The organism is Streptomyces sp. NPDC051963 (assembly GCF_044593495.1).
In the GTDB taxonomy this organism is placed as follows: domain Bacteria; phylum Actinomycetota; class Actinomycetes; order Streptomycetales; family Streptomycetaceae; genus Streptomyces.
The window spans coordinates 1,383,433-1,403,783 of the sequence record NZ_JBIUCC010000001.1 but is presented as its reverse complement, the minus strand read 5'-3'; the positions used below and the strand labels follow the sequence as shown (position 1 = coordinate 1,403,783).

The window sequence follows — 20,351 nt, the reverse complement described above, 5'->3', positions numbered from 1 at the left end:
CGGGAGCCGTCAGCCGCCGGTGTTCAGCCCCAGGTACCCTTCGGCGAACGCGGCCGCCGCCACGGGTGACTCGAAGAGGCGGAGCAGACGGGCGCGGGTGGTGCCCGCGCGGTACGGGTTGCCCGACGAGGTGCCGTGGTAGACCTCGGAGAGCCACTCCGAGAACTCCTGGTAGTCCCAGGCGCGGTTCACACAGGCCGCCGAATAGCCGTCCAGCCCGCTGCCGTCGCCCTTGGTGAGGTGGGCGACCAGCGCGTCGCCGAGCAGGAAGGCGTCGTGCAGGGCGAGGTTCATGCCCTTGGCGGCGATCGGCGCGGTGAGGTGGGCCGAGTCGCCCGCCAGGAACAGTCGGCCGAACACCATGGGTTCGACGACGTAGTTGTGCATGTCGAGGACGCGCTTCTCGATCAGCCGTCCCTCGGTGAGCGGCGGGGCGCCGGACGCGCCGAGCCGTGCCTGGAGTTCGGTCCAGACCCTGTCCTGCGACCAGTTCTCCGGGTCGTCTCCGGGCGGGCACTCCAGGTAGTAGCGGGTGACCTCTGGGCTGCGTGCCATGTGTCCGGCGAAGCCGCCCGGGTGCATGCCGAACACGACGCAGTCGGCGGACTGCGGTGCCTCGGCGAGGAGCGCGAGCCACCCGATGCCGTAGTCGTGGCGGGAGATCCGGGCCCGGTCGGGCGGCAGCACGGTCCGGGTCACGCCGCGAGCCCCGTCGCAGCCCGCGACGAAATCGCAGTGCAGGACCTGCCGTTGACCGGTTTCGGGGCAGAGGTACGACACCGACGGCCGGTCCGAGTCGAGGTCGTGCAGCTCGACGTCCCGCACGCCGAAGCGGATGGCGCCGCCCCGCACGTCCGCGTACTCGCGCACCAGGTCCGTCACGAGCAACGGCTGCGGATAGACGAAGTGATGCTGTCCCGTCAGCTCGCCGTACGAGAACCGGAATCGCTCGCCGGCGAAGCGGAACTCGCACTCGGTGTGCAACTGGGCCCGCTCCAGCAGGTTCACGGCGAGACCGCGCCGTTCGAGACCGCGTACGGCCCACTCCTCGATGACTCCGGCCCGCGGCCGTCGCTCGATGAACTCCCGTGTCTCGGTCTCCAGGACCACACAGTCGACGGAGGCGGCGCGCAGGATGTTGCCGATGGTCAGCCCGGCGGGCCCGGCGCCCACGATGACGACCGGAAAGCGTTGCGGGGCGGGGGAGTTGGGGTGGGGGGTGGCGAAGGTCACCCGTGCATTATGGGGGCGTCGGGGCGCTGCGGGGGAGTGCCGATTCGAATGGCGGACGTATGTCCTGGCCTCATGGACGCATGTCCTGCACGCAGCGGAAGCCCGTGTGGCCGCTGGAGCTGTCGGGGGTGTTGGCGCTGCGGGCGGCGACGCGGTACCGGTTGCAGTAGGACTTGTGGCACATGTGCGAGCCGCCGCGGATGACCTTGGCGGTGCCGGAGCCCGGTCCGGCCGGGTTGCTGCGGTCCGCGGCCGTGTGGTCGGTGCTCCACCAGTCGGCGCACCACTCCCAGACGTTCCCGGACAGGTTGTACAGGCCGAAGCCGTTGGGTTCGAAGGCGTCCACCGGCGCGGTACCGCGATAGCCGTCCTCGGCGGTGTTCTTGGTGGGGAAGGTGCCGCGCCAGATGTTGCAGCGGAACTCGCCGTCAGGGTTCAGCTCGTCACCCCAGGGATAGCGCCGCTGCTCCAGGCCACCGCGGGCCGCGTACTCCCACTCGGCCTCCGTGGGCAGCCGCTTGCCCGCCCAGACCGCGTACGCCGCCGCGTCCTGCCACGACACATGCACCACCGGGTGGTCGCCACGCTCCTCCACCGTGCTGCCGGGTCCCTCCGGAAACAGCCAGGACGCGCCCTCGACCCCGCACCACCAGGGCGTGTGCTCGGGACGCGGGGCGTCGCGCCGCAGGGCGCCGGGCAGGAAGCCCGCGAAGACGTACGACCAGCCGAACCGCTCGGCGTCGGTGAGGTGCCCGGTGTCGGCGACGAACGCAGCGAACTCGGCGTTGGTCACCGCGCAGGCGTCCATGCGGAACGCGTCGAGGGCGACCGCCCGCACCGGACCCTCTCCGTCCGCCGGGAACCCCTCGCTGTCCTCCGCCCCCATCAGGAACTCGCCCCCGGGAAGCAGCACCATTCCCTCGGTGGAGCCGCCCGAGGTCACCGTGGGTGGCGGTGCGGACAGCGGCACAGGCCGGGCCGGCCCGCGTCCCGACGGCGAGCAGCAGGGGGAGTCGTGCATCTGTGTTCCTCGAGGAGAAAGGCGCCTTGGTATGCGTCCGGACCCTAACCCAGTCGGGGAATCTCGATCGCCGGGCAGCGGTCCATCACCATGTCCAGGCCAGCCGCGCGGGTGCGGTCGTACGCCGCCTCGTCGATGACGTCGAGCTGGAACCAGACCGCCTTGGCACCCTTCGCGACCGCCTCGTCGGCGATCGCGCCCGCGAGGTCGCTGTTGACGAACACGTCGACGACGTCCACGGGGAAGGGGATCGCCTCCAGGGAGGGGTATCCCTGTTCACCGTGGACCGTCTCGGCCTTCGGGTGCACTGGCACGATGCGCTTGCCGAAGCGCTGGAGGACGTCGGCGACGCCGTATGCGGCACGCCGCTGGTTCGCCGACAGCCCCACGATCGCCCAGGTGTCGCCGAGCTCGGTGAGGATCTTGCGGACCGTTGCTGAGTCGCCGTACACGCTCGGCCTCCTTGGGATTCGTACTTCGTACGAGGGCTGCTGTGCCGGACAACAGTGCGCTCAGCGTGGTGATTCCCCTTGCGGTCGAACCGCGCCGCCGACCGCTCAGGCGGTGACCGGCTCGGGACGGCCCGTGTCGCTACGACGGCGTCGCTCCTCGAACGAGGCGAAGACCGCCGAGACGCCGTACACCATGCTGAACAGCCCGAAGACGGTGGCGAGTGAGACCGCGCCGATGTCCGGACGGACGAACAGCACGAAGGCGAGCACGATCGACACCAGGCCGGTCAGCAGGAACAGGGCCCGCTCGCCCGCCGTCTCGCCGCGCTGGAAGGCCAGGACGATCTCCATGACACCCGTCGTCAGTGCCCAGGCGGCGACCCAGATCGTGAGCGCGAGAGCCGTGATGCCGGGCCACGCCAGCGCGATCACACCGGCCGCCAGCGAGAGCAGGGCGAGCAGCAGCCAGCCGAGGACGGGCCCCACCCTGTCGGAGGCGAAAGCACGGGCACCGTCCGTGAACGCACTCATGAACGCGTAGACGGCGAAGAGGACGACGAAGGCGCCGACGGTGATGCCGGGCCAGGAGACGGTGACTATGCCGATGACGAGGGCCAGCAGGCCGCGCCAGAGGAGTGCGTTGGACGAACTGAACATGGTGACCTTCCGCATACGAGGGTGTCGCCTCGCTACCGACACGAGGCGGGAATGCATGGTGCGGTGCCCGACCCCGACCGAGGCCGTGGCGTTCGCCTTGAACGCTAGAGACGTCGCGTCCCGTTGCGATCTGTCATACGACTGCTGCCGGTACTGCAGGCTCGTTGCAGCGCGCCGATGCAGAGCATCAGGCCGGGGGTCGTTTCCCACCGCAGAAGCTGGAGCACTTTGCGTGCACAGGGGGGCATGCCGTGCAGCAGGAGACGGCGGCCGTCGCGGCTGAGCCTCCTGGCAGCGGTCGTCATGATGCGAATGCCGGCGACATCGATGAAGGTGACGCTCGTCAGATCGACGTGCAGATCGCCGATGCCGAATTGGACCTCTTCATTTAGGGCTGCGGCCAGTAGATCCCGGGAACAAAGGTCAATTTCTCCTTCGAACCGCAGCCCGGACGGGCAGATCGTCGGGATGACATGCAGGAGAGGGTCGTCCCGTAGCAGGCGTTCGAGGGTAGGAGAAGCCGCAAGGGCGCCGGAAAGCGGACGGAGCGATCGGCGATCGGTCATGGAGAATCCCGTTCGTGCTTGCTGGGAGCGCACCACCGTGGCTGCCTCTGGAGGGCCGCCAACCGGGAAGGCGCTGAACGATGAGAGCACCATGCCGAGTGGCTGCCGTTCGGCGCTTCTGCAATGTGACTGACCGCCGTACCGCGCTCAGTTGCCAGCTGAGCGCTCCGCCCGACCCGCTCGGACGGTGGGGTCGGGCGACCCGGACACCGCCCGCATGACCCTGACCTGTGCCTCGTCCCGTGCGGCGTCCAGTTCCTCGACACTCGCGCCGAAGCGGGCTTGCCCGGAGAGGAGTCGGACGGTCGGCTCGTCGAGTTCCGGGGTGCCGAGGTCGTGCCAGAGGCCTTCGAGGCCGGGGCCGAGGTGCTCGAGGAAGTGGGGCAGGCCGCCGGGGCCGCCACCGAGGTGGAAGCTGCGGAAGGGGCCTGCCACGGCCCAGCGCAGGCCGATGGAGGAGGTCACGATCTCGTCGAGTTCCGACTCGGTCACCACGCCCTGCACCACGAGGTTGACGGCCTCGCGAAACAGCGCGGCCTGTAGCCGGTTGGCGACGAATCCCGGGGCCTCTTTGCGTAGGACTTGGGGCTTCTTGCCGAGCGCCGTGTAGAAGGCGACGGCACGCTCGACCACTTCCCGGTCGGTCTTCTCCCCGGGGACCACCTCCACCAGCGGGATGAGATGCGGCGGATTGAAGGGATGGCCGATGACGAGGCGCGCCGGCCGGCGCAGCGCCTGCGCGATGTCGGTGGCGCGAATGCCCGAGGTGGAGCTGATCAGGAGAGCGTCGGGACGTGCGGCCTGCTCGATCCGGGCGAAGACGTCCTGTTTGACGGCCAGGCGTTCGGGGCCGTTCTCCTGCACGACGTCCGCGTCCGCGACCGCCTTGCCGAGGTCGGCCTCGAAGTACAGGTTGCGTTCGAGGTCGTCGGTGGGCAGGCCGAGCGCGCGCAGGGTAGGTACGGCCGCCTGTAGTTGGTCGTGCACCTGCCGAGCCACGTCGGGCAGGGGGTCGGTGACCGTGACGGTCAGCCCCTTGGCCAGGAACAGGGCGGTCCATGAGGAACCGATGACCCCGGCGCCGACCACGGCGACGTGTCGATGGGTGTCCGGGGTGCCGTGGGTGGCGACGTGTATGTCGTTCATGTTGGCTCTTCCATGGGGACGTGCGAGGTGATGGTGCGTCAGGAGGGGGGTCGGGCTCAGACGAGCGCCGGCTGCCGACGCTAGGAACGGTCCGCCGGACGGTGATCTGTCATGCGACTGAAGTCGGTACCTCATCACCGGGTTCCGCAGGCGGATCGGTTCGCGAACGCGTGGCGGCGGAGCGTCACATGACGCCATGCAGTCATCTGACGGATGCGCGGACCAAACGCCGACGAGAGCATCGATGCCGCACGAATGGGCGAGGATGCTTGGAGGTCGACGCCGGTGTCGCACCCTGGCTTTGTCGCTGTCGGCTCGGCACGCTCCTTGGCGCCCGTGATCGATGTTCCGCCTCGACGTGCCGTCCGCCGGGCGGCCGATCTGTGGCGGCTGGTGGTGTCCCTGGCCGCGCTTCTCGTGACGGTGCTGCTGGCGGTCGCGACGCGCGACACTGCCCGTACGGTGCAGCAGGGACTGCTCAGCTCGGTGACGGCGCTGCCGCCGGCTCTGCGTGACGGTTTCGTGGGAGCGGTGCAGGTGGTCGCCGTGCTCGCGCCGATCGCGGCCCTGGCGGTGTGGGCGCTGCGGCGGCGGGTCGCCCCGGTGCTGCGGGTGGGGCCCGCGGCGGCGCTGGGAGCATTGGTCGCCTGGTCGCTGACGCATCTGGCGTTCGTGCGCAGCAGGCCGGATGCGTGGCCGGAGGTGCTGGCAGGCCGGGGCGGCCTGGTGCAGGCGGGCTGGCCGTCGGCCGTGTACCTGGCGGCCTGCACGGCGGCGACCTGCGCGGCGGGGCCGTGGTTCGGGGCACGCCCGCGGCGGGCGCTGTGGTCGGTGAACGCCGTATGTGCCGTGCTGAGCGTGGTCGCCGCCGCGATCGTGCCGCTGGACGCCGTCGCCGCACTCGCCGTGGGCGGTGCGGCCGGGTCGGCCGTGCTGCTGCTGGCCGGGGCCCCGGCCGACCGCCCGGCGGCGCAGGCGGTCGCCGACGCGCTCGTCGGCTCCGGAATCCCGGTGGCCACCCTGAGTGAGCTGCCCTCGGAAGAACAGCGGCCGGGGGAGGGGACCGTCTACCGGGCCGAAACCGCCGCCGGTTCCCGGCTGGCCGTGCGGGTGCTCGCCGCCGAGGACCACAACCGTGATCTGTTCCACCGGCTCGCCCGCCGGACGCTGCTGCGCCACCCCGCCGACTCGACCGCCCAGTCACCGCTCGGAGCCGCCGAGCACGAACTGCTCATGCTCGTCTTCGCGGCCCGTACCGGTGCCCGGGTGGACGAACCCGTGATGGCGTATCCGGTGGCCGGGGGCGGCGCGCTCGTGGCGACCGTCGACGACGACGCCCGTGCGCTGTCCACGCTGACGGACGAGGAGGTCACCGACCAGGTCCTCGTCGGGGTGTGGGCCTCCGTGGCCCGTCTCCAGGAGCACCGGCTGGGACATGGGGAGCTGCACCCCGAACACGTCCTCGTCGAGGCGGGCGGTGCGAGCCGCCTCTCCGCGTTCGCGCACGCCCAGCTCAATGCGCCGCCCGACGTGCTCGGCAGCGACATCGCCGAACTGCTGACCACGACCGCGATGCGGGTCGGTACCCAGCGCGCCGTCGCGTGCGCACTGGCCGGCCTGGGACCGGAACGGCTGGCCACCGCGCTGCCGTACCTCCAGCCGCTCGCGCTGATCGGCCCCGCGCGGCATGAGGTCGCCCGGTACGACCAGGCCCGCGCACGGACCGCCGGCCAGGGCGCCCGGCGGCGAACCCTGCGCGCAGGCGGGCGCCCCAGTCTGTTGCGCGATCTCGCCGGCGAGGTCGAAACGGCCGCCGGCGTACCGTCAGTACCGCCCGCGCATCTGGCGCGCTTCACCTGGAAGAGCGCCCTGGGACTGGTGAGCGCGTTTCTGGTCCTCCACCTTGTGCTTCCGCAGCTGGCCCATGCCCCGGAGGCCGCCGACGCGCTGCGCGACGCGAACTGGTGGTGGGTGCTCGCGGTACTGCCCGTCACCTTCCTCTCGCAGGCCTTCTCCACCTGCCTGCAATGGGGCACCATCCCGGACAGGCTGCCGTTCGGCCCCACCTACCAGGTGCAGTTCGCCAGTTCACTGCTGAACCGGATCACTCCGAGCAACGTCGGCGGCATGGCGCTCAATCTGCGCTACCTGCAGAAGACGGGCATCGAAACCGGGGCCGCCACGGCCTCCGTCGGGCTTCAGAGCCTGGCCGGCGCGCTCTCCAACGCCGTGATCGCCGCGGCCTTCTTCGCCTGGGCGGGACGGCGCCACGCCGGAGTGCATCCGGATCTGCCTGCGGGCCGGCTTCTGCTGTGGGCCGTCGCCCTGGCGCTCGCCGCCGGGGGCCTGCTCGTCCTCACCCCGCCCGGCCGGCGCTTCCTGCACGACAAGGTGTGGCCGTTCCTGCGTGCGGCCGGGGCGACCGTCGCCGGGATCGCGGCCGACCCGGCCAAGGTCCTCGTGGGTGTCACCGGCGCGCTCGGCCTGCCTCTCATCCAGATCGTCGGCCTGGCCATGAGCCTGCACGCGCTGGGCGGTGGCCTCCCCTTCGTCCAGGTCGGGGCCGTGTACATGGCGGCCCGCCTCATCGCCAACGCGGCTCCGGTGCCCGGCGGTCTCGGCGCGCTGGAGGCCGGACTCATCGGCGGTCTGACGGCCCTCGGCGTGGCGGCCGGAGCGGCCACGTCGGCCGTACTCGTCTACCGGCTCCTCACGTTCTGGCTGAACGTCCCGCTGGGTGCTCTGGCCCTGAGCCTGGTGCAGCGGCGAGGCTACGTCTGACGTGTGAGTCCCGGAACCAGTCACATGACTCAAGCCCCGCCGCCGTGGTTTCCCCTACCGTCGGACCAAGAAGGCATGGGCGTACCGGGAGACTGGGGTGACGCGTGTATGAAGCCGGGCTCCTTGGCCGTGACCAGCAGCTGACGGTCCTGCGTGAACTGCTGGACAGGCTGCCCGGTGCCGGCGGCGCCATCGCATTCCAGGGCGGCCCGGGCGTCGGAAAGTCCGCCTTGCTCCGGGCCGCGGCCGAACGCGCCCGGACGCTGGGCTGGCAGACGCTGGAGGTTGCCGGACGCCACGACGACGCCCCCTTCAGCGGTCTGTGCGCGTTGCTGCGGCCGCTGCTCGGCGCCGCGGACGCCCTGCTCGCGGAACCGACGGGCGGGATCCTGCGGTCGATGCTCAGGATCGGTTCCGGGGCACCGCCCGAGACGCCGAAGGTGGCCCTGGCCGCATTCAACCTGATCACCACGAGCGCGGCCGAGCGGCCCGTGGTGCTGATCGTCGACGACGCGCAGTGGCTCGACGTGCCCACCCGGGACGTGTTGGCGTTCCTGGCGCGCAGGGCGAGCGACAACCCGATCGTCGTCCTCGCGGCGATCCGCGGCGGACGGATCCGGTCGCGTACCGACGTACTGGACGTGCCTGTGCTGGACGAGCCCTCGGCACGACGGCTGCTGGCCCGTCATGCGGCCACGCTGTCGCCCGCCGTTCGGGAGCGGATACGCAGGGAAGCGCTCGGCAACCCGCTCGCGCTGGTCGAACTCCCCGCGGCGTGGCGGCCGACGGGACCGTCCGGTTCGTGGACCCATCTGCCGGTGAGCGCCGCCTTGACGACGGCGTTCGCGGGCGGGCTCGGCGAGCTGCCGGCGCAGGCCCGGGACGCCCTGTTGGTCGCGGCCGTCGACCATGTCGGGGACCTCGCGGAGATCCTGGCAGCCGCCTCCGTTCTGGCAGAGGGCGCCGTGGCGGTGCACTATCTCGACAGCGCGGCCGCCGCGTCCCTGATCCGAGTCGACAGGACGACGCTGCGTTTTCTCCATCCCGTGGTCCGGTCGGCGGTGTTGGAGGCGGAGACCCCGGCCCGACGGCAGGCCGCCAACGCCGCCATGGCGCAGGTGCTGGCCGAGCACCCGGACCGGCGCACCTGGCATCGCGCCCAGTCGGTCAACGGCCCCGACGACGACCTCGCGGACGAACTGGCGGATGCCCACACGTCCCTGCTCCGGCGACATGGAGTCGTCGCGGCCATCTGGGCGCTCGAACGATCGGCGCAGCTCACCACGGACTCGGCCACGCGGGGACACCGGCTGCTGCGTGCGGCCGAGCATGCCTACGGCCTCGGCCGCACCAGCATGGCCCACTCCCTGATCGACGAGGCCGAACGCCAGGAGCTCAGCGACGCGGACCGGGCGAAGGCGTGGTGGGTGCGGGACATCTCGGAGGCGGACCCGGAGCCCGGTCCGGCCCGGACACAGGCTCGGGACATCCCCGAACTGTCGTCCGGCGAGCCCGACCTGGCTCTCGACCTGCTGCTGAGCCGGGCGTTCCGTGCTCACCGGACCGGCACCGACCCCGCCCTGCGGGCCGACGTCGTCGCGGCGGCCGAGCGGCTGACCGACACGAGCGACCCACGCCACATCGCGGCCCTGGCACTGGCCGAACCCGTGCGCTACGGCCGTACGGTGGCCGAGCGGCTGCCTTCGCACAAGACGGTGTGGTACCGCCCTGACGCCGACGGCCTCCGGCTGTGCGGCCTGGCCGCCCATGCGATCGGCGATCCGGTCCGCGCGGTCGACCTGCTCGGCCGGGCAGAAGCGATCCTCCGCGAGCAGGGCCGACTCGGCCTGCTGTCGGAGACACTCCTCACCGAAGCCGCCGACCTGCTGCTGCTCGGGGACTGGCGGCGCGCCGCTCATCTCACCGAAGAAGCACGGCGGATCCTCGCCGAGACGCGACAGCCGGCCATGGCCGCCGCGCTCACCGGCCTGGACGCGGTCGCCGCCGCACTGCGCGGGGAAGCCGAACGCGCACGGGAGCTGGCCGACGCCGTGGCCGCATGGCACCGTACCGATCTCGTCCCCACGCTACGGCTGGCACGCGGTGTGGCGCGGCTCGGTGAGGGGCGGTACACCGAAGCCTACGAAGAGCTGCGACCGCTCCTCGACCAGCCCTACGACGGCCTGCGGTGGCAGGGCTTCGCCGCGGTGATGCCGTTCGCCGTCGCGGCGGATCGCGGCAGCAGCCGGCACGAAGCCGCCCGCATCCTCGAGGTCATCGAGGAAGCGGCACGCGTGACACCCGCCCCGCTGCTGCATGTCCAACTGCCGTACGCACGAGCCGTGCTCGCCGACGACTCCGCGGCCGAGGAACTGCACATGGTCGCGCTGGGCCTGGACCTGACCCGCTGGCCGCTGGTCAAGGCGCGGACGGAACAGTCGTACGGGCAGTGGCTGCGGCGCCACCGGCAGGCCGCCCGGTCGCGCACGATGCTGCTCTCGGCACGGACCGCCTTCGAGCTCATCGGGGCCTCCGACTGGGAGGGCCGCAGCGTTGTTCAAGCCGCCGACCACCCGCTGCCGTCCGTCACGGAACTGCTCTCGGCCCAGGAGGCACTGGTCGCCCGGCTGGCCGCGGAAGGGCTGTCCAACCGGGAGATCGCGGAGCGGGTGCATCTGTCGCACCGCACGGTCGCCGCGCATCTGTACCGGGCCTTCCCCAAGCTCGGAATCACCTCGCGCAGTGAGCTGGCGCCGCTGTTGAACCTCCCGGAACCGGCCGTGATCGACCACTGAGAGTGCGGGCGGGATCAGTCGAACGACGCAAGCCACCGGCGGCCTCGCGTGACCGGCGTGGACGGGTGAGCAGGGAGGATCCATGGGCGCGGCGGGGCTGGTCGGAAGGGAGCGGGAGATCGCCGTGCTGGCGAGGCTCCTCGAACGTACGCCGCCGAGCGGTGCGGTACTGCTGATGCTCGGGGACCCGGGCATCGGCAAGTCGGTACTGCTGCACGAGGCGGAGTCCAGAGGACGGGCCCGGGGTTTCCGGATCCTTCGACTGGTCGGTGTCGAGTCGGAGACGACGTTTCCCTTCGCGGGACTGCACCAGATGGTCGCTCCGGTGCTCGATCGGGCCTCGCAGCTTCCGAGACCCGAGAGGGACGCGTTGCTGACGGCCTTCGGGCTGGTCGAGGGTCCGCCACCGGAGCCCTGTCTGATCGATCTGGCAGTCGTGGATCTTCTGGCGGCCGTCGCTGCCGACCGGCCGGTGCTGGTCCTCGCCGACGACGTGCAGTGGCTGGATCGGCAGTCGCACGAGGTGCTGACGTTCGTCGCCCGGCGCGTGCACGGACCCGTGGTGATCATCGCCGTGATGCGCCGGGGCCATACGGGCCCGTTGCTGGACGCCGGCTTCCCGGAGCTCACCGTGGGCGGCGTGGACGAGGATGCGGCAGCGCAGATCCTGTCCGCCCATGCACCTGGCCTGAGTCCGGCCGAGCAGCGGCGCATCCAGCGAGAGGCGCAGGGCAACCCGCTCGCGTTGCGCGAGTTGCCGATCGGGATGACGACCGTCCCGCACTCCGGCGGACTGCGTCCGCTGACCCTGTCCGATCGGCTGGAACGCGCGTTCGCGGGGCGTGGGGCCGAACTGCCCTCGTCGACCCGGGACGCCTTGCTCGTCGCGGCCGTCGACCCGGTCGACGACCTCGCGGAAATCATCGCCGGGACCTCGGCCCTGCGCGGCGAACCGGTCGCTACGGAGGTGTTCGACCCGGCGCGGGCGGTGGGACTCGTGACGGTGGAGGAGGGACGGTGCACCTTCCTGCACCCCCTGATGCGTTCGGGAATCCTCCAGGCCGAGAGCCTGGCCCGGCACCAGGCGGCCCACCGGGCACTGGCGCACACGCTGACCGATGTGTACCGGAGGACCTGGCACCGTGCGCAGTCCATCGTGGGTCCCGACGACCGGATCGCCGACGCTCTCGAAGCCAACGCCGCGCATGCGCTGAGCCGGGGCGCGGTGATCGCCGCGATCAACGACCTCGAACGGTCGGCACAACTGACGAGCTGGTCGGCGCTGCGCGGCCACCGGCTGCTGGTGGCGGCCGGGCACGCCTTCGGAATGGGCCGGGACGACATCGTCCACGTGTTGTTGCAGTCGGCCGCCAGGACCGAGCTGACCGACCTGGACCGGGCGCGGATGGAATGGCTCGGCGAGATGTTCGACCACGGCATGCCCAGGGACGCCGCGCGCGTGGACGAGTTGTGCGACATCGCGGTTCGGTCCGCCCGTGCCGATCCCGATCTGGCGCTCGACATACTCCTGGGAGCCGCCTTCCGCTGCTACATGGCCGACACCGGTCCGGCCGCCCGGGCGCGTGTCCTTGCCTGCGTCGACCGGCTGCCCGAGACGGCGGACGACCCGCGTCACCTCGCGACCCTGGCGCTGGCGGAACCGGTGCTGCGCGCCCGTCAGGTCATCGAGGCACTGACCCGGACGTCTCCCGCCGACGACGGTGACGCACTGCGGGTCATGAGCATGGCCGCGCACGCGGTGGGGCACCTGGCGCTGGCGGCCGACCTGCTGGCCCGCTCCGAGGCGATACTGCGGAGCCAGGGCCGGCTGGGACTGCTCTCGCATGTGCTGACCATGCAGGCGTTGACGCATGTGCTGCGGGGGGACCTGGTGCGGGCGGCCGACGCGGCAGAGGAGGGGAAGCGGCTGGCCGCGGAGACGGGACAGCCGCTGTGGGAAACCGGAACGCTGGTGTGCGACGTCCTGTTGAAAGCTCTCGTCGGCGATACGCAGGGGGCACTGCGGCGCGCCACGGAGGCCGAACTGCATGATGCCCGCGGCCGGAACGCGATGCTCTCGCTGCTCCAACTCGCCCGTGGACTGGTGTCACTGGCGGCCGGAAGGAACCGAGATGCCTACCGGACGTTGCGGGGCGTGTTCGACCTGGCCGATCCCAGCTTCCACCGGGCCGAGCGGTTCATCAGCCTGATGTTCCTCGCCGACGCGGCCGTACGCGCCGGACACCGGGAGGACGCCCGCGGGCTGGTGGCCGAGCTGGAGGTGACCGCACGGGAGACGCTGTCGCCGCTGCACCTCATCAATCTGTCGTACGCCCGCGCCGTGCTGGCCGCCGACGAGGACGCCGAGGACTGCTACCTGGCGGCGCTGCGGCAGGATCTGTCCAACTGGCCCTATGCGCACGCGAAGGTGGAGCTGGCCTACGGCTCCTGGCTGCGCCGCCAGGGGCGGGTCCGTCAGGCGCGGCCGCTGCTGACGTCGGCGCAGACCACCTTCGACCGGATCGGCGCGCTCCCTGGTGGCGACGAGGCGCGACTCGAACTGCGGGCCATGGGCGCCCCGATCGACTGGCCCGAGTCGTCCGCCGAGCGGTGGAGGCAGATCACCGAGCTGTCCGCCCTGCGCCTTGTCGACGACGAGATCGCCGAGCGGCTCGGCCTGCGCGCGGCGGTCGTGGCGATGTACCGCGAGAGGGCACGGCCCGACACTCCCCGGTGAGGACATCGCAGCAGTCGGATGACTCAAGCCCGCCGACGGGACCCGCGGCACCATGACATGGTCCGCTTCTCTCGAGTGGCCGGATGGGATTTCATGGAAGAAGCCGAGAACGGATCGATTTCCAGCGACTCGATTTCCAGCGGTTCGATTTCCTCGCTGAATTTCGATGATTCGGCACCCCAGGGTGTCGAACTACGTCATCTGCGCTATTTCGTGGCGGTGGCGGAAGCGGGCACCTTCACCCATGCCGCGGAGCGCATGTATGTCGGGCAGCCGACACTGAGCCAGCAGATCAGGCGTCTGGAGGAATTCGTCGGCACACCGTTGTTGCAGCGTCGGCGTGACGGAGTTCGGCTGACCGAAGCCGGCACGGTACTGCTGGAGGAGTCCCGCGCCGTTCTCTCCCTGGTCGACCATGGCGTCAGCCGAACCCGGCAGGCGGCGGGGCTCGGCCGGTCGCGCCTGCGCTTCGTCGTTCAGCCGTATCTGCCGCCCACGCTGGCCGCGGCGGCCGTGTCGCGGCTGCGATCGGCGGCCCCCGAGGTCGACGTGACCTGGTTGGAGACGGCGCTGGACGCCGGTTTCTCCTCGATCCTCCAGCGGCGGGCCGACGCCGCTCTGGGCTGGATGAGCCCGACGGACCGTGCGCTGCCGGACCCCCTCGACGTGATGGACATCGGCTCCTTCGAACCCGATGTCTGGGTACCGGCACAGCACTCGAGGGCGGCGAACGGGGCCATCGGCCTGGACGAACTCGCCCGCATGGACATCATCCACGGTCCTCGTCACGCCGACCCCGGAACGTACGACGCCTGGCGCTCGGTGCTGCGGACCAGGAACCCGTCCTTCGACTTCACCGACCCGCCGTTTCAGCAGTCGCTGCCCATGACGCTGGCCTTCGCCGCCACCGCGAGCCGGCCGAGCGCCGTCCTGACGGGGCCGTGCCGCCCCGGCGGGATCGCGCCGCAGGCGACGGCGGACGCGGGCCGCCACGAGATGGTGCCCGTTCGCGTCGAGGGGGCTCCGCTGACCGCCATCGCCGGTCTGGTGTGGAGCACGGACCTTCCGCGTGAATTGCAGCAGGTGCTTTTCGAGACCGCCGAAAAAATCTCTGCCTGAATTCCTACCGGACCTCCGTCACGGAATCTATGGCACAGGCCAATACCAGAATCATCCGCATCGCTTTTACTGAGGGCGCAGTTCCGCGGTGAACTGATGGTGAAGCGGAAATTCGCCGCTCTCGCCGCAATGGAAGGATCCCCCCGATGAGCAAGACAAAGGACATTCGTCAGTCGGTCGAGGCGGAGCTCGTCTTCGATCCGCTGGTGAACTCGACGGACATCACCGTGCACAACCTGGGCGGCGAAGTGAGGCTCACCGGCACCGTCCAGAGCTACCTCCAGTACCTGGAAGCCTCCGCCGCCGCACAGCGGGTGGCCGGCGTCACCAGGGTCCACAACAACCTGGAGGTGCTGCTGCCGCCCGCGCACGAGCGGGACGACGCGACGCTGGCCGAGACGGCGAACAACGTGCTGCTGATGAACATCGCCGTCCCGGTCGGTGTCGAGGCGACCGCCTCCAACGGCAATCTGACGCTGACCGGCGTCGTCCGGTACGGCTCGGAGCGGCAGGCCGCGGAGCGGGCGGTCTCCGGACTCACAGGGGTCCGCGGCATCAAGAACAAGATCGAGATCTCCGACGACGCCGACCCGGTCGACGTCACCCTCCTGGTGTCGGACGCCCTGGACCGCAACGCGCTGATCCTCGACGACAGCGAGGTCGACGTCACCACCGACGGCAACACGGTGGTCCTGACCGGACATGTCCGCACCTGGGCGGAGCACGACGCGGTGATCGGGGCCGCCTGGATGGCCCAGGGCGTCTACGACGTGCGCGACGACCTGTTCATCACCGGCTGACACCAAGCCCCATCAGGAGTTCCACCAGGGCCGGTCCTCCGGGAAACCCCGCAGGACCGGCCCGCTCCGCTCCTCAGGAACCCGAATTCCGAGGACCACCGAACCCGACCGAGAGGCACAGCACGCCATGACCGACACAACTCGATCCACCAAGAAGGGCACCGGCCGATTCCGCGAGCCGGGCGTCGAACTCGAGAACCTGCTGCGGGACGCACTCGCACTGGTCGCCGGTACCAAGGCGGCCTCCCGCACACCTTCCCGGCATCACCGGCTCGCCCGTTCCGCGGGTCATCTGGTCGGCTACGCACTGCTCGGATACATCGTCGTCCACCAGCGGCGGAGCCTGAAGAACCCGGCCGTCTGAAGCGCGGAGCAGCGCAGAAAGGGAAGCGCATGGATCGCTCGCCCGACGAACCGGCCAACGACGTACGTTCCTCGGAACACGACTCCGCCGACCTCCTCCTGAGGATGTGGCGGCACGTCTCCCTGCACGAGGCACTGCCGATCCAGGCCCGCTTCAGCTACGACCACACCCGGCCCCTGGAGGTGCGCGTCGAATTCTTCAACGGCATCGGCGGCGCCGTCACCTGGGTGCTCTCGCGGGACCTGCTCCTGGCGGGCCTGCACCGACCGAGCGGGGTCGGCGACGTGAGGGTCTGGCCTCCGTGTCAGCGCCATGGCGGGGACAGCCTCTGGATGCTTCTCCAGGGTCGGACCGGCGCGGCGCTGGTGGAAGGCCCCATAGAACCCCTGCGTGCCTGGCTCGAAGGGACGCTCAGATCCGTTCCGTTCGGCACGGAAGGCCATTCGATGGACTGGGACGAGGCGTTCACGCACGTTCTGGCACAGGGGGACCGCTGACCGTCCTGGGCACATCAGCTCGTGGCCGGGACCCGCGTCGCCTACCGGCGGAGCGAGAGCAGGTGCCAGTGCCAGGCGTCGAGCGCCACGAAGAAGCCCGGGTCGACCAGTTCGTCGCCCTCTCGTCGGTAGGCGTTCTCGGTGAGGAGTTCGGTCAGTTCGCACGACTGCCCGTGAAGGTCGGTCCAGGGCAGCGGAACCCGTCCCTGGGCCGGCAGACCGGAGTAGTTGATCACGACCAGGTACCGCTCCTGGCCGGTGGTCCAGGACCAGGCGAGCAGGTTGTGGTGGGTGTCGTTGTCCGTCCAGCCCGTGCAGGTCAGCAGCTGCCAGTCGCCTTCGCGGACAGGGACCACGGTGGTCACCAGACGGCCGTAGAAGTCGTGCAGGGACTCGTCGTCCGGTTCCTGGGGCCGACGCGAGAGGAAGACGGGCAGGCGCACGCGGCGTCCTTCGAACTGGCCCTCGTGCCACAGGGTCGCGCCCGGCAGCGTGGCGACGGCCACGGCCGCCGCGCGGGCCCGTCCGGCGGACAGGGTGGCGGCGGCCCGCGGTTCGTCGTGGTTCTCCAGGAAGCGGACGAGTCGGCGCTGGTAGGCGAGGTCGGCGCCGAGGTGGGCGCGGACGGAGGTGGCGTCCTCGTGGACCAGACGGTCGTAGAGCCGTTTGTCGTAGCAGTGGTCGAAGCCCTGCTGCTGAAGGGCCCATTCGAGGTCCCAGTACGCCTCCGCGACGAAGAGGAGGCCGGGGTGGCGGGCGCGCACGCGCGGAATGACGTACGGCCAGAAGTCCTCGACGGGTGCCGGTCCCGCCCGGTCTCCCCAGGTCTTCGCGAACACGTCGTTCATCAGCAGCATCGCCATGTCGCAGCGCACACCGTCCGCCTGGTCGCCGATCGCCGCGAGGGTGTCGACCGCGGCCGCCCGCAGATCGTCGTTGAAGGCGTTCAGCTGGACGACGTCCGGCCACGGCGGGAAGAACGGGTCGCGGCCACGCGCGTACACCCGCCCGCCCGCATCGAGGAAGGCCTCGGGTGCGCGGGCCAGGTCGTCCGGTGTGCCGCTGACCAGGCAGTCCGGGCGCTCGGTGAGCCAAGGATGGTCGGGGGCCACGTGATTGGGGACGTAGTCCAGGATCAGGCGCAGGCCCCGCGCGGCGAGTTCGGCCCGTGCCGCGGCCAGTCCCTCGGGGCCGCCGAGGCTCGCGTCGACGACGTAGTTCCGTACGCAGTACGGGGATCCGGCGATGTCCGCCGGGGTGAGGTCGGGCAGCGCGTCGCGGAAGGAGGCGAGCAGGCGGTCGTCGCGCAGGGCGATGCTCAGCCCCGCCGGACTGCGCTCCCACACGCCCATCAGCCAGACGGTGTCCACACCCGGCCGTGCGACCTCGTCCCAGACCTCACCGGGCACGTCGCCCAGGGTGACGCGACGTCCGTGGCGTTCACTCAACTCACCCAACCAGACAAGGGTGTTGATCTCGTGGATCACCGTCATGACAGGGGCTCCTCCCGCAGCGGGCCCCAGTCACCGTCGCCGACGAGATGGAACAAGGTGGCGGTGACCGCGGCCAGGCCGGTCCAGCCGGTCTGGTGGGAGGCGCCGAGGCCGGCGCCGTCGTCTCCGTGGAAGTACTCGTAGAACAGGATCAGATCGCGCCAGTGCGGGTCCTTGGCGAACTTCGGCTGGGTACCGTGCACCGGCCGGTGGCCCTGGGCATCGCGCAGGAAGGTGGCGGTGAGCCGGTCCGAGATCTCACGCGCGACCTCGTAGAGGTTCATCCGCCGGCCCGAGCCGGTCGGGCACTCCACGGTGAACTCCTCGCCGTGGTAGGCGTGCAGGTTCAGCAGGGCGCGGATGAGGAGGACGTTGACCGGGAACCACACCGGGCCACGCCAGTTGGAGTTGCCGCCGAACATGCCCGAGTCCGACTCGGCGGGCAGATAGCCGACCCCGTACCGCTCGCCGTGCACCTCGAAGCCGTACGGGTGTTCGGCGTGGTACCGCGACAGCGAGCGGATGCCGTGCGGGCCGAGGAACTCGTCCTCGTCGAGCATGCGGGCCAGGATGCGCCGCAGCCGGTCCTCGTCGAACAGGGCGAACAGATGACGCCCCGCCGCACTCGACCCGAGGCCGTGGTGGGAGGAGACCAGGGCTTCGACGGCCGGGTGCCTGCGCACGAACTCCCGTGCTCCCTCGACCAGTTCAGGGAAACGCTGATCCGTCCAGCCGCCGATCACGCTGGTCGCGGCGAGCGGGATCAGCCCGACCAGGGAGCGGACCTTCAACCGGGTCGCGCTGCCGTCGGGCAGGCGCAGGACGTCGTAGAAGAAGCCGTCCTCCTCGTCCCACAGGCTCTGGTTGTCGTTGCCGATGCGGTTCATCGCGACCGCGATCCAGGCGAAATGCTCGAACAGGGTCTGCGCGTGCTCGACGTACACCGGGTTGTCGGCGGCCAGTTCGATGGCGATCTCCAGGAGGTTCTGGCAGGACAGGGCCATCCACGCGGTGCCGTCGGCCTGGTCGAGGTGGCCGCCGGTGGGCAGCGGGGCGCTGCGGTCGAAGACGCCGATGTTGTCGAGACCGAGGAAGCCGCCCTGGAAGACGTTGTTGCCGTCGATGTCCTTGCGGTTGAGCCACCAGGAGAAATTCTTCGTCAGCTTCTGGAAGGCGTTCTCCAGGAAGACGCGGTCACCGTGGCCCGTGCGGTGCTTCTCCAGCTCGTAGACGAAGAGGACGGCCCAGGCGTGCACCGGCGGGTTGACGTCGCCGAAGTTCCATTCGTACGCCGGGATCTGGCCGTTGGGGTGCAGATACAGGCGCCGTAGCAGCAGCTCCAGCTGTGACTTGGCGAAGCCGATGTCGACCATGGACAGGGCGATGGTGTGGAAGGCGAGGTCCCAGGCCGCGAACCAGGGGTACTCCCAGGTGTCCGGCATCGAGATGATCTCGTCGTTGATCATGTGGTACCAGGCGCTGTTGCGGACGCGTGGATCGGCGGCGAGCGGATCGACGCCGTGCTCGGAGAGCCAGCGCTCCACATCGAGGTAGTAGTACTGCTTGCTCCACAGCATCCCGGCGAGCGCCTGCCGCACCACACGCCGCTCGTCCTCGGCCAGGCCGTCGGGGACGACGCCCTCGAAGAACCCGTCGGCCTCGGTCCGTCGCGCGTCGAGCACCTCGCCGAACCCGGCCCAGGGGTCCGGGAGTTCGGTGCCGGTCAGGCGCAGTCGTACGGTGGCGCTGTCGCCGGCGGCCACGGTGAGGACGTGGTGGACGGAGGCCTTGGTGCCGGTCTGCCCCGGGTTGACGGCGTCGGTCTCGCCGTGGACGACGTACCGGTCGATGCCGTCCTTGACATACGGGGTGGCGTTCGGGCTGCCGAAGATCCGCTCGTTGTTCGTGTCGTTCTCGGTGAACAGGGTCTGCGGACCGTCCGCGAAGTACAGCCAGTGCGGGCCGAGTTCCTCGTGGTCGGCCCTGATCGCGCCGTCGGCCCGCCGCAGACCGGGCACGGCCGCGCCGCCCGCCCACGACCAGGTGTGCCGGAACCAGAGGGTCGGCAGCAGGTGGAGGGCGGCCTCGTCGGGACCCCGGTTGTGAGCGGTGATCTCGATCAGCAGGTCCTCGGGCCCGGCCTTGGCGTACTCGACGAACACGTCGAAATAGCGGTCCTCGTCGAAGACTCCCGTGTCCAGCAGCTCGTACTCGCGGTCCCGGCGGCCCCTGGCGCCGTTGGCGGCCACCAGCTCGTCGTAGGGGAACGGCTCCTGCGGGTACTTGTAGAGGTACTTCATGTACGAGTGGGTCGGCGTCGAGTCGACGTGGAAGTAGTACTCCTTGACGTCCTCCCCGTGATTGCCCTCGGCGTTGGTCAGGCCGAACATCCGCTCCTTGAGGATGGGATCCCGGCCGTTCCACAGCGCGAGCGCGAAGCACAGCCGCTGCTTGTCGTCGCTGACGCCGGCGATACCGTCCTCGCCCCAGCGGTAGGCGCGGGCACGGGCCTGATCGTGGGTGAAGTAGGACCAGGCGTCACCACCCGGGCTGTAGTCCTCGCGCACCGTGCCCCACTGCCGCTCGCTCAGATACGGCCCCCAGCGCCGCCACGCCGCCCGCCCCGCATCGGCGTCCGCCAGCCGCATCCGCTCGGCGTCCGCCCCGCCACCGATGTCAGTCATCGCGCG

At 70.6% G+C, this 20,351-nt stretch carries 15 protein-coding genes; 7 read left to right on the top strand and 8 right to left on the bottom strand.

Annotated features, from left to right (window positions below):
• Positions 1–9: 9 nt before the first annotated feature.
• The 6 genes from ACIHFB_RS06015 to ACIHFB_RS05990 form a co-directional block, all read right to left on the bottom strand.
• A complete protein-coding gene (locus tag ACIHFB_RS06015) occupies positions 10–1,233 on the bottom strand; it encodes a 4-hydroxybenzoate 3-monooxygenase (RefSeq protein WP_365270714.1) in 1,224 nt (407 codons plus the stop codon).
• Positions 1,234–1,303: 70 nt separating this feature from the next.
• Positions 1,304–2,254 carry a formylglycine-generating enzyme family protein gene (locus tag ACIHFB_RS06010; protein WP_400125466.1) on the bottom strand — a complete coding sequence of 317 codons (951 nt, stop codon included), beginning with the start codon at positions 2,252–2,254 and terminating at the stop codon, positions 1,304–1,306.
• Between the two features lie 44 nt (positions 2,255–2,298).
• Positions 2,299–2,706, bottom strand: a complete 408-nt coding sequence (locus ACIHFB_RS06005) for a CoA-binding protein (RefSeq protein ID WP_365270711.1) — start codon at positions 2,704–2,706, stop codon at positions 2,299–2,301.
• 105 nt (positions 2,707–2,811) lie between these two features.
• Complete coding sequence (locus ACIHFB_RS06000; protein ID WP_400125464.1) at positions 2,812–3,363, bottom strand: HdeD family acid-resistance protein; 552 nt, start codon at positions 3,361–3,363, stop codon at positions 2,812–2,814.
• 104 nt (positions 3,364–3,467) lie between these two features.
• A complete protein-coding gene (locus ACIHFB_RS05995) occupies positions 3,468–3,929 on the bottom strand; it encodes an STAS domain-containing protein (protein WP_400125463.1) in 462 nt (153 codons plus the stop codon).
• A 147-nt stretch (positions 3,930–4,076) separates the two neighbouring features.
• Positions 4,077–5,075, bottom strand: coding sequence for a 3-hydroxyacyl-CoA dehydrogenase family protein (locus tag ACIHFB_RS05990; RefSeq protein ID WP_400125461.1), 999 nt, complete (start codon positions 5,073–5,075; stop codon positions 4,077–4,079).
• A 336-nt stretch (positions 5,076–5,411) separates the two neighbouring features.
• Here ACIHFB_RS05990 and ACIHFB_RS05985 point away from each other — a divergent pair, with 336 nt between their 5' ends.
• From ACIHFB_RS05985 to ACIHFB_RS05955, 7 genes are all read left to right on the top strand, one after another.
• Entirely contained in the window at positions 5,412–7,856 is a 2,445-nt protein-coding gene (locus ACIHFB_RS05985) for a lysylphosphatidylglycerol synthase transmembrane domain-containing protein (RefSeq protein WP_365270700.1), read from the top strand.
• 104 nt (positions 7,857–7,960) lie between these two features.
• A complete protein-coding gene (locus ACIHFB_RS05980) occupies positions 7,961–10,651 on the top strand; it encodes an AAA family ATPase (protein ID WP_400125460.1) in 2,691 nt (896 codons plus the stop codon).
• 82 nt (positions 10,652–10,733) lie between these two features.
• On the top strand, positions 10,734–13,388 hold the full coding sequence (locus tag ACIHFB_RS05975; protein WP_400125458.1) for an AAA family ATPase: 2,655 nt from the start codon (positions 10,734–10,736) through the stop codon (positions 13,386–13,388).
• Between the two features lie 93 nt (positions 13,389–13,481).
• The gene (locus ACIHFB_RS05970) at positions 13,482–14,507 is read left to right on the top strand and encodes a LysR family transcriptional regulator (RefSeq protein WP_400125457.1); all 1,026 of its coding nucleotides are present in this window, start codon (positions 13,482–13,484) and stop codon (positions 14,505–14,507) included.
• Between the two features lie 146 nt (positions 14,508–14,653).
• Positions 14,654–15,307, top strand: a complete 654-nt coding sequence (locus tag ACIHFB_RS05965) for a BON domain-containing protein (RefSeq protein ID WP_400125456.1) — start codon at positions 14,654–14,656, stop codon at positions 15,305–15,307.
• Between the two features lie 127 nt (positions 15,308–15,434).
• On the top strand, positions 15,435–15,671 hold the full coding sequence (locus ACIHFB_RS05960; RefSeq protein ID WP_365270688.1) for a hypothetical protein: 237 nt from the start codon (positions 15,435–15,437) through the stop codon (positions 15,669–15,671).
• Between the two features lie 29 nt (positions 15,672–15,700).
• Positions 15,701–16,168, top strand: coding sequence for an SsgA family sporulation/cell division regulator (locus ACIHFB_RS05955; RefSeq protein ID WP_365270685.1), 468 nt, complete (start codon positions 15,701–15,703; stop codon positions 16,166–16,168).
• 41 nt (positions 16,169–16,209) lie between these two features.
• Here ACIHFB_RS05955 and ACIHFB_RS05950 read toward each other — a convergent pair whose 3' ends face one another.
• Positions 16,210–17,661, bottom strand: coding sequence for an alpha-amylase (locus ACIHFB_RS05950; RefSeq protein WP_400125454.1), 1,452 nt, complete (start codon positions 17,659–17,661; stop codon positions 16,210–16,212).
• The gene (locus ACIHFB_RS05945; protein WP_400125452.1) at positions 17,658–20,345 is read right to left on the bottom strand and encodes an MGH1-like glycoside hydrolase domain-containing protein; all 2,688 of its coding nucleotides are present in this window, start codon (positions 20,343–20,345) and stop codon (positions 17,658–17,660) included. The genes ACIHFB_RS05950 and ACIHFB_RS05945 overlap by 4 nt, the downstream gene beginning before the upstream one ends.
• Between the last annotated feature and the right edge of the window lie 6 nt (positions 20,346–20,351).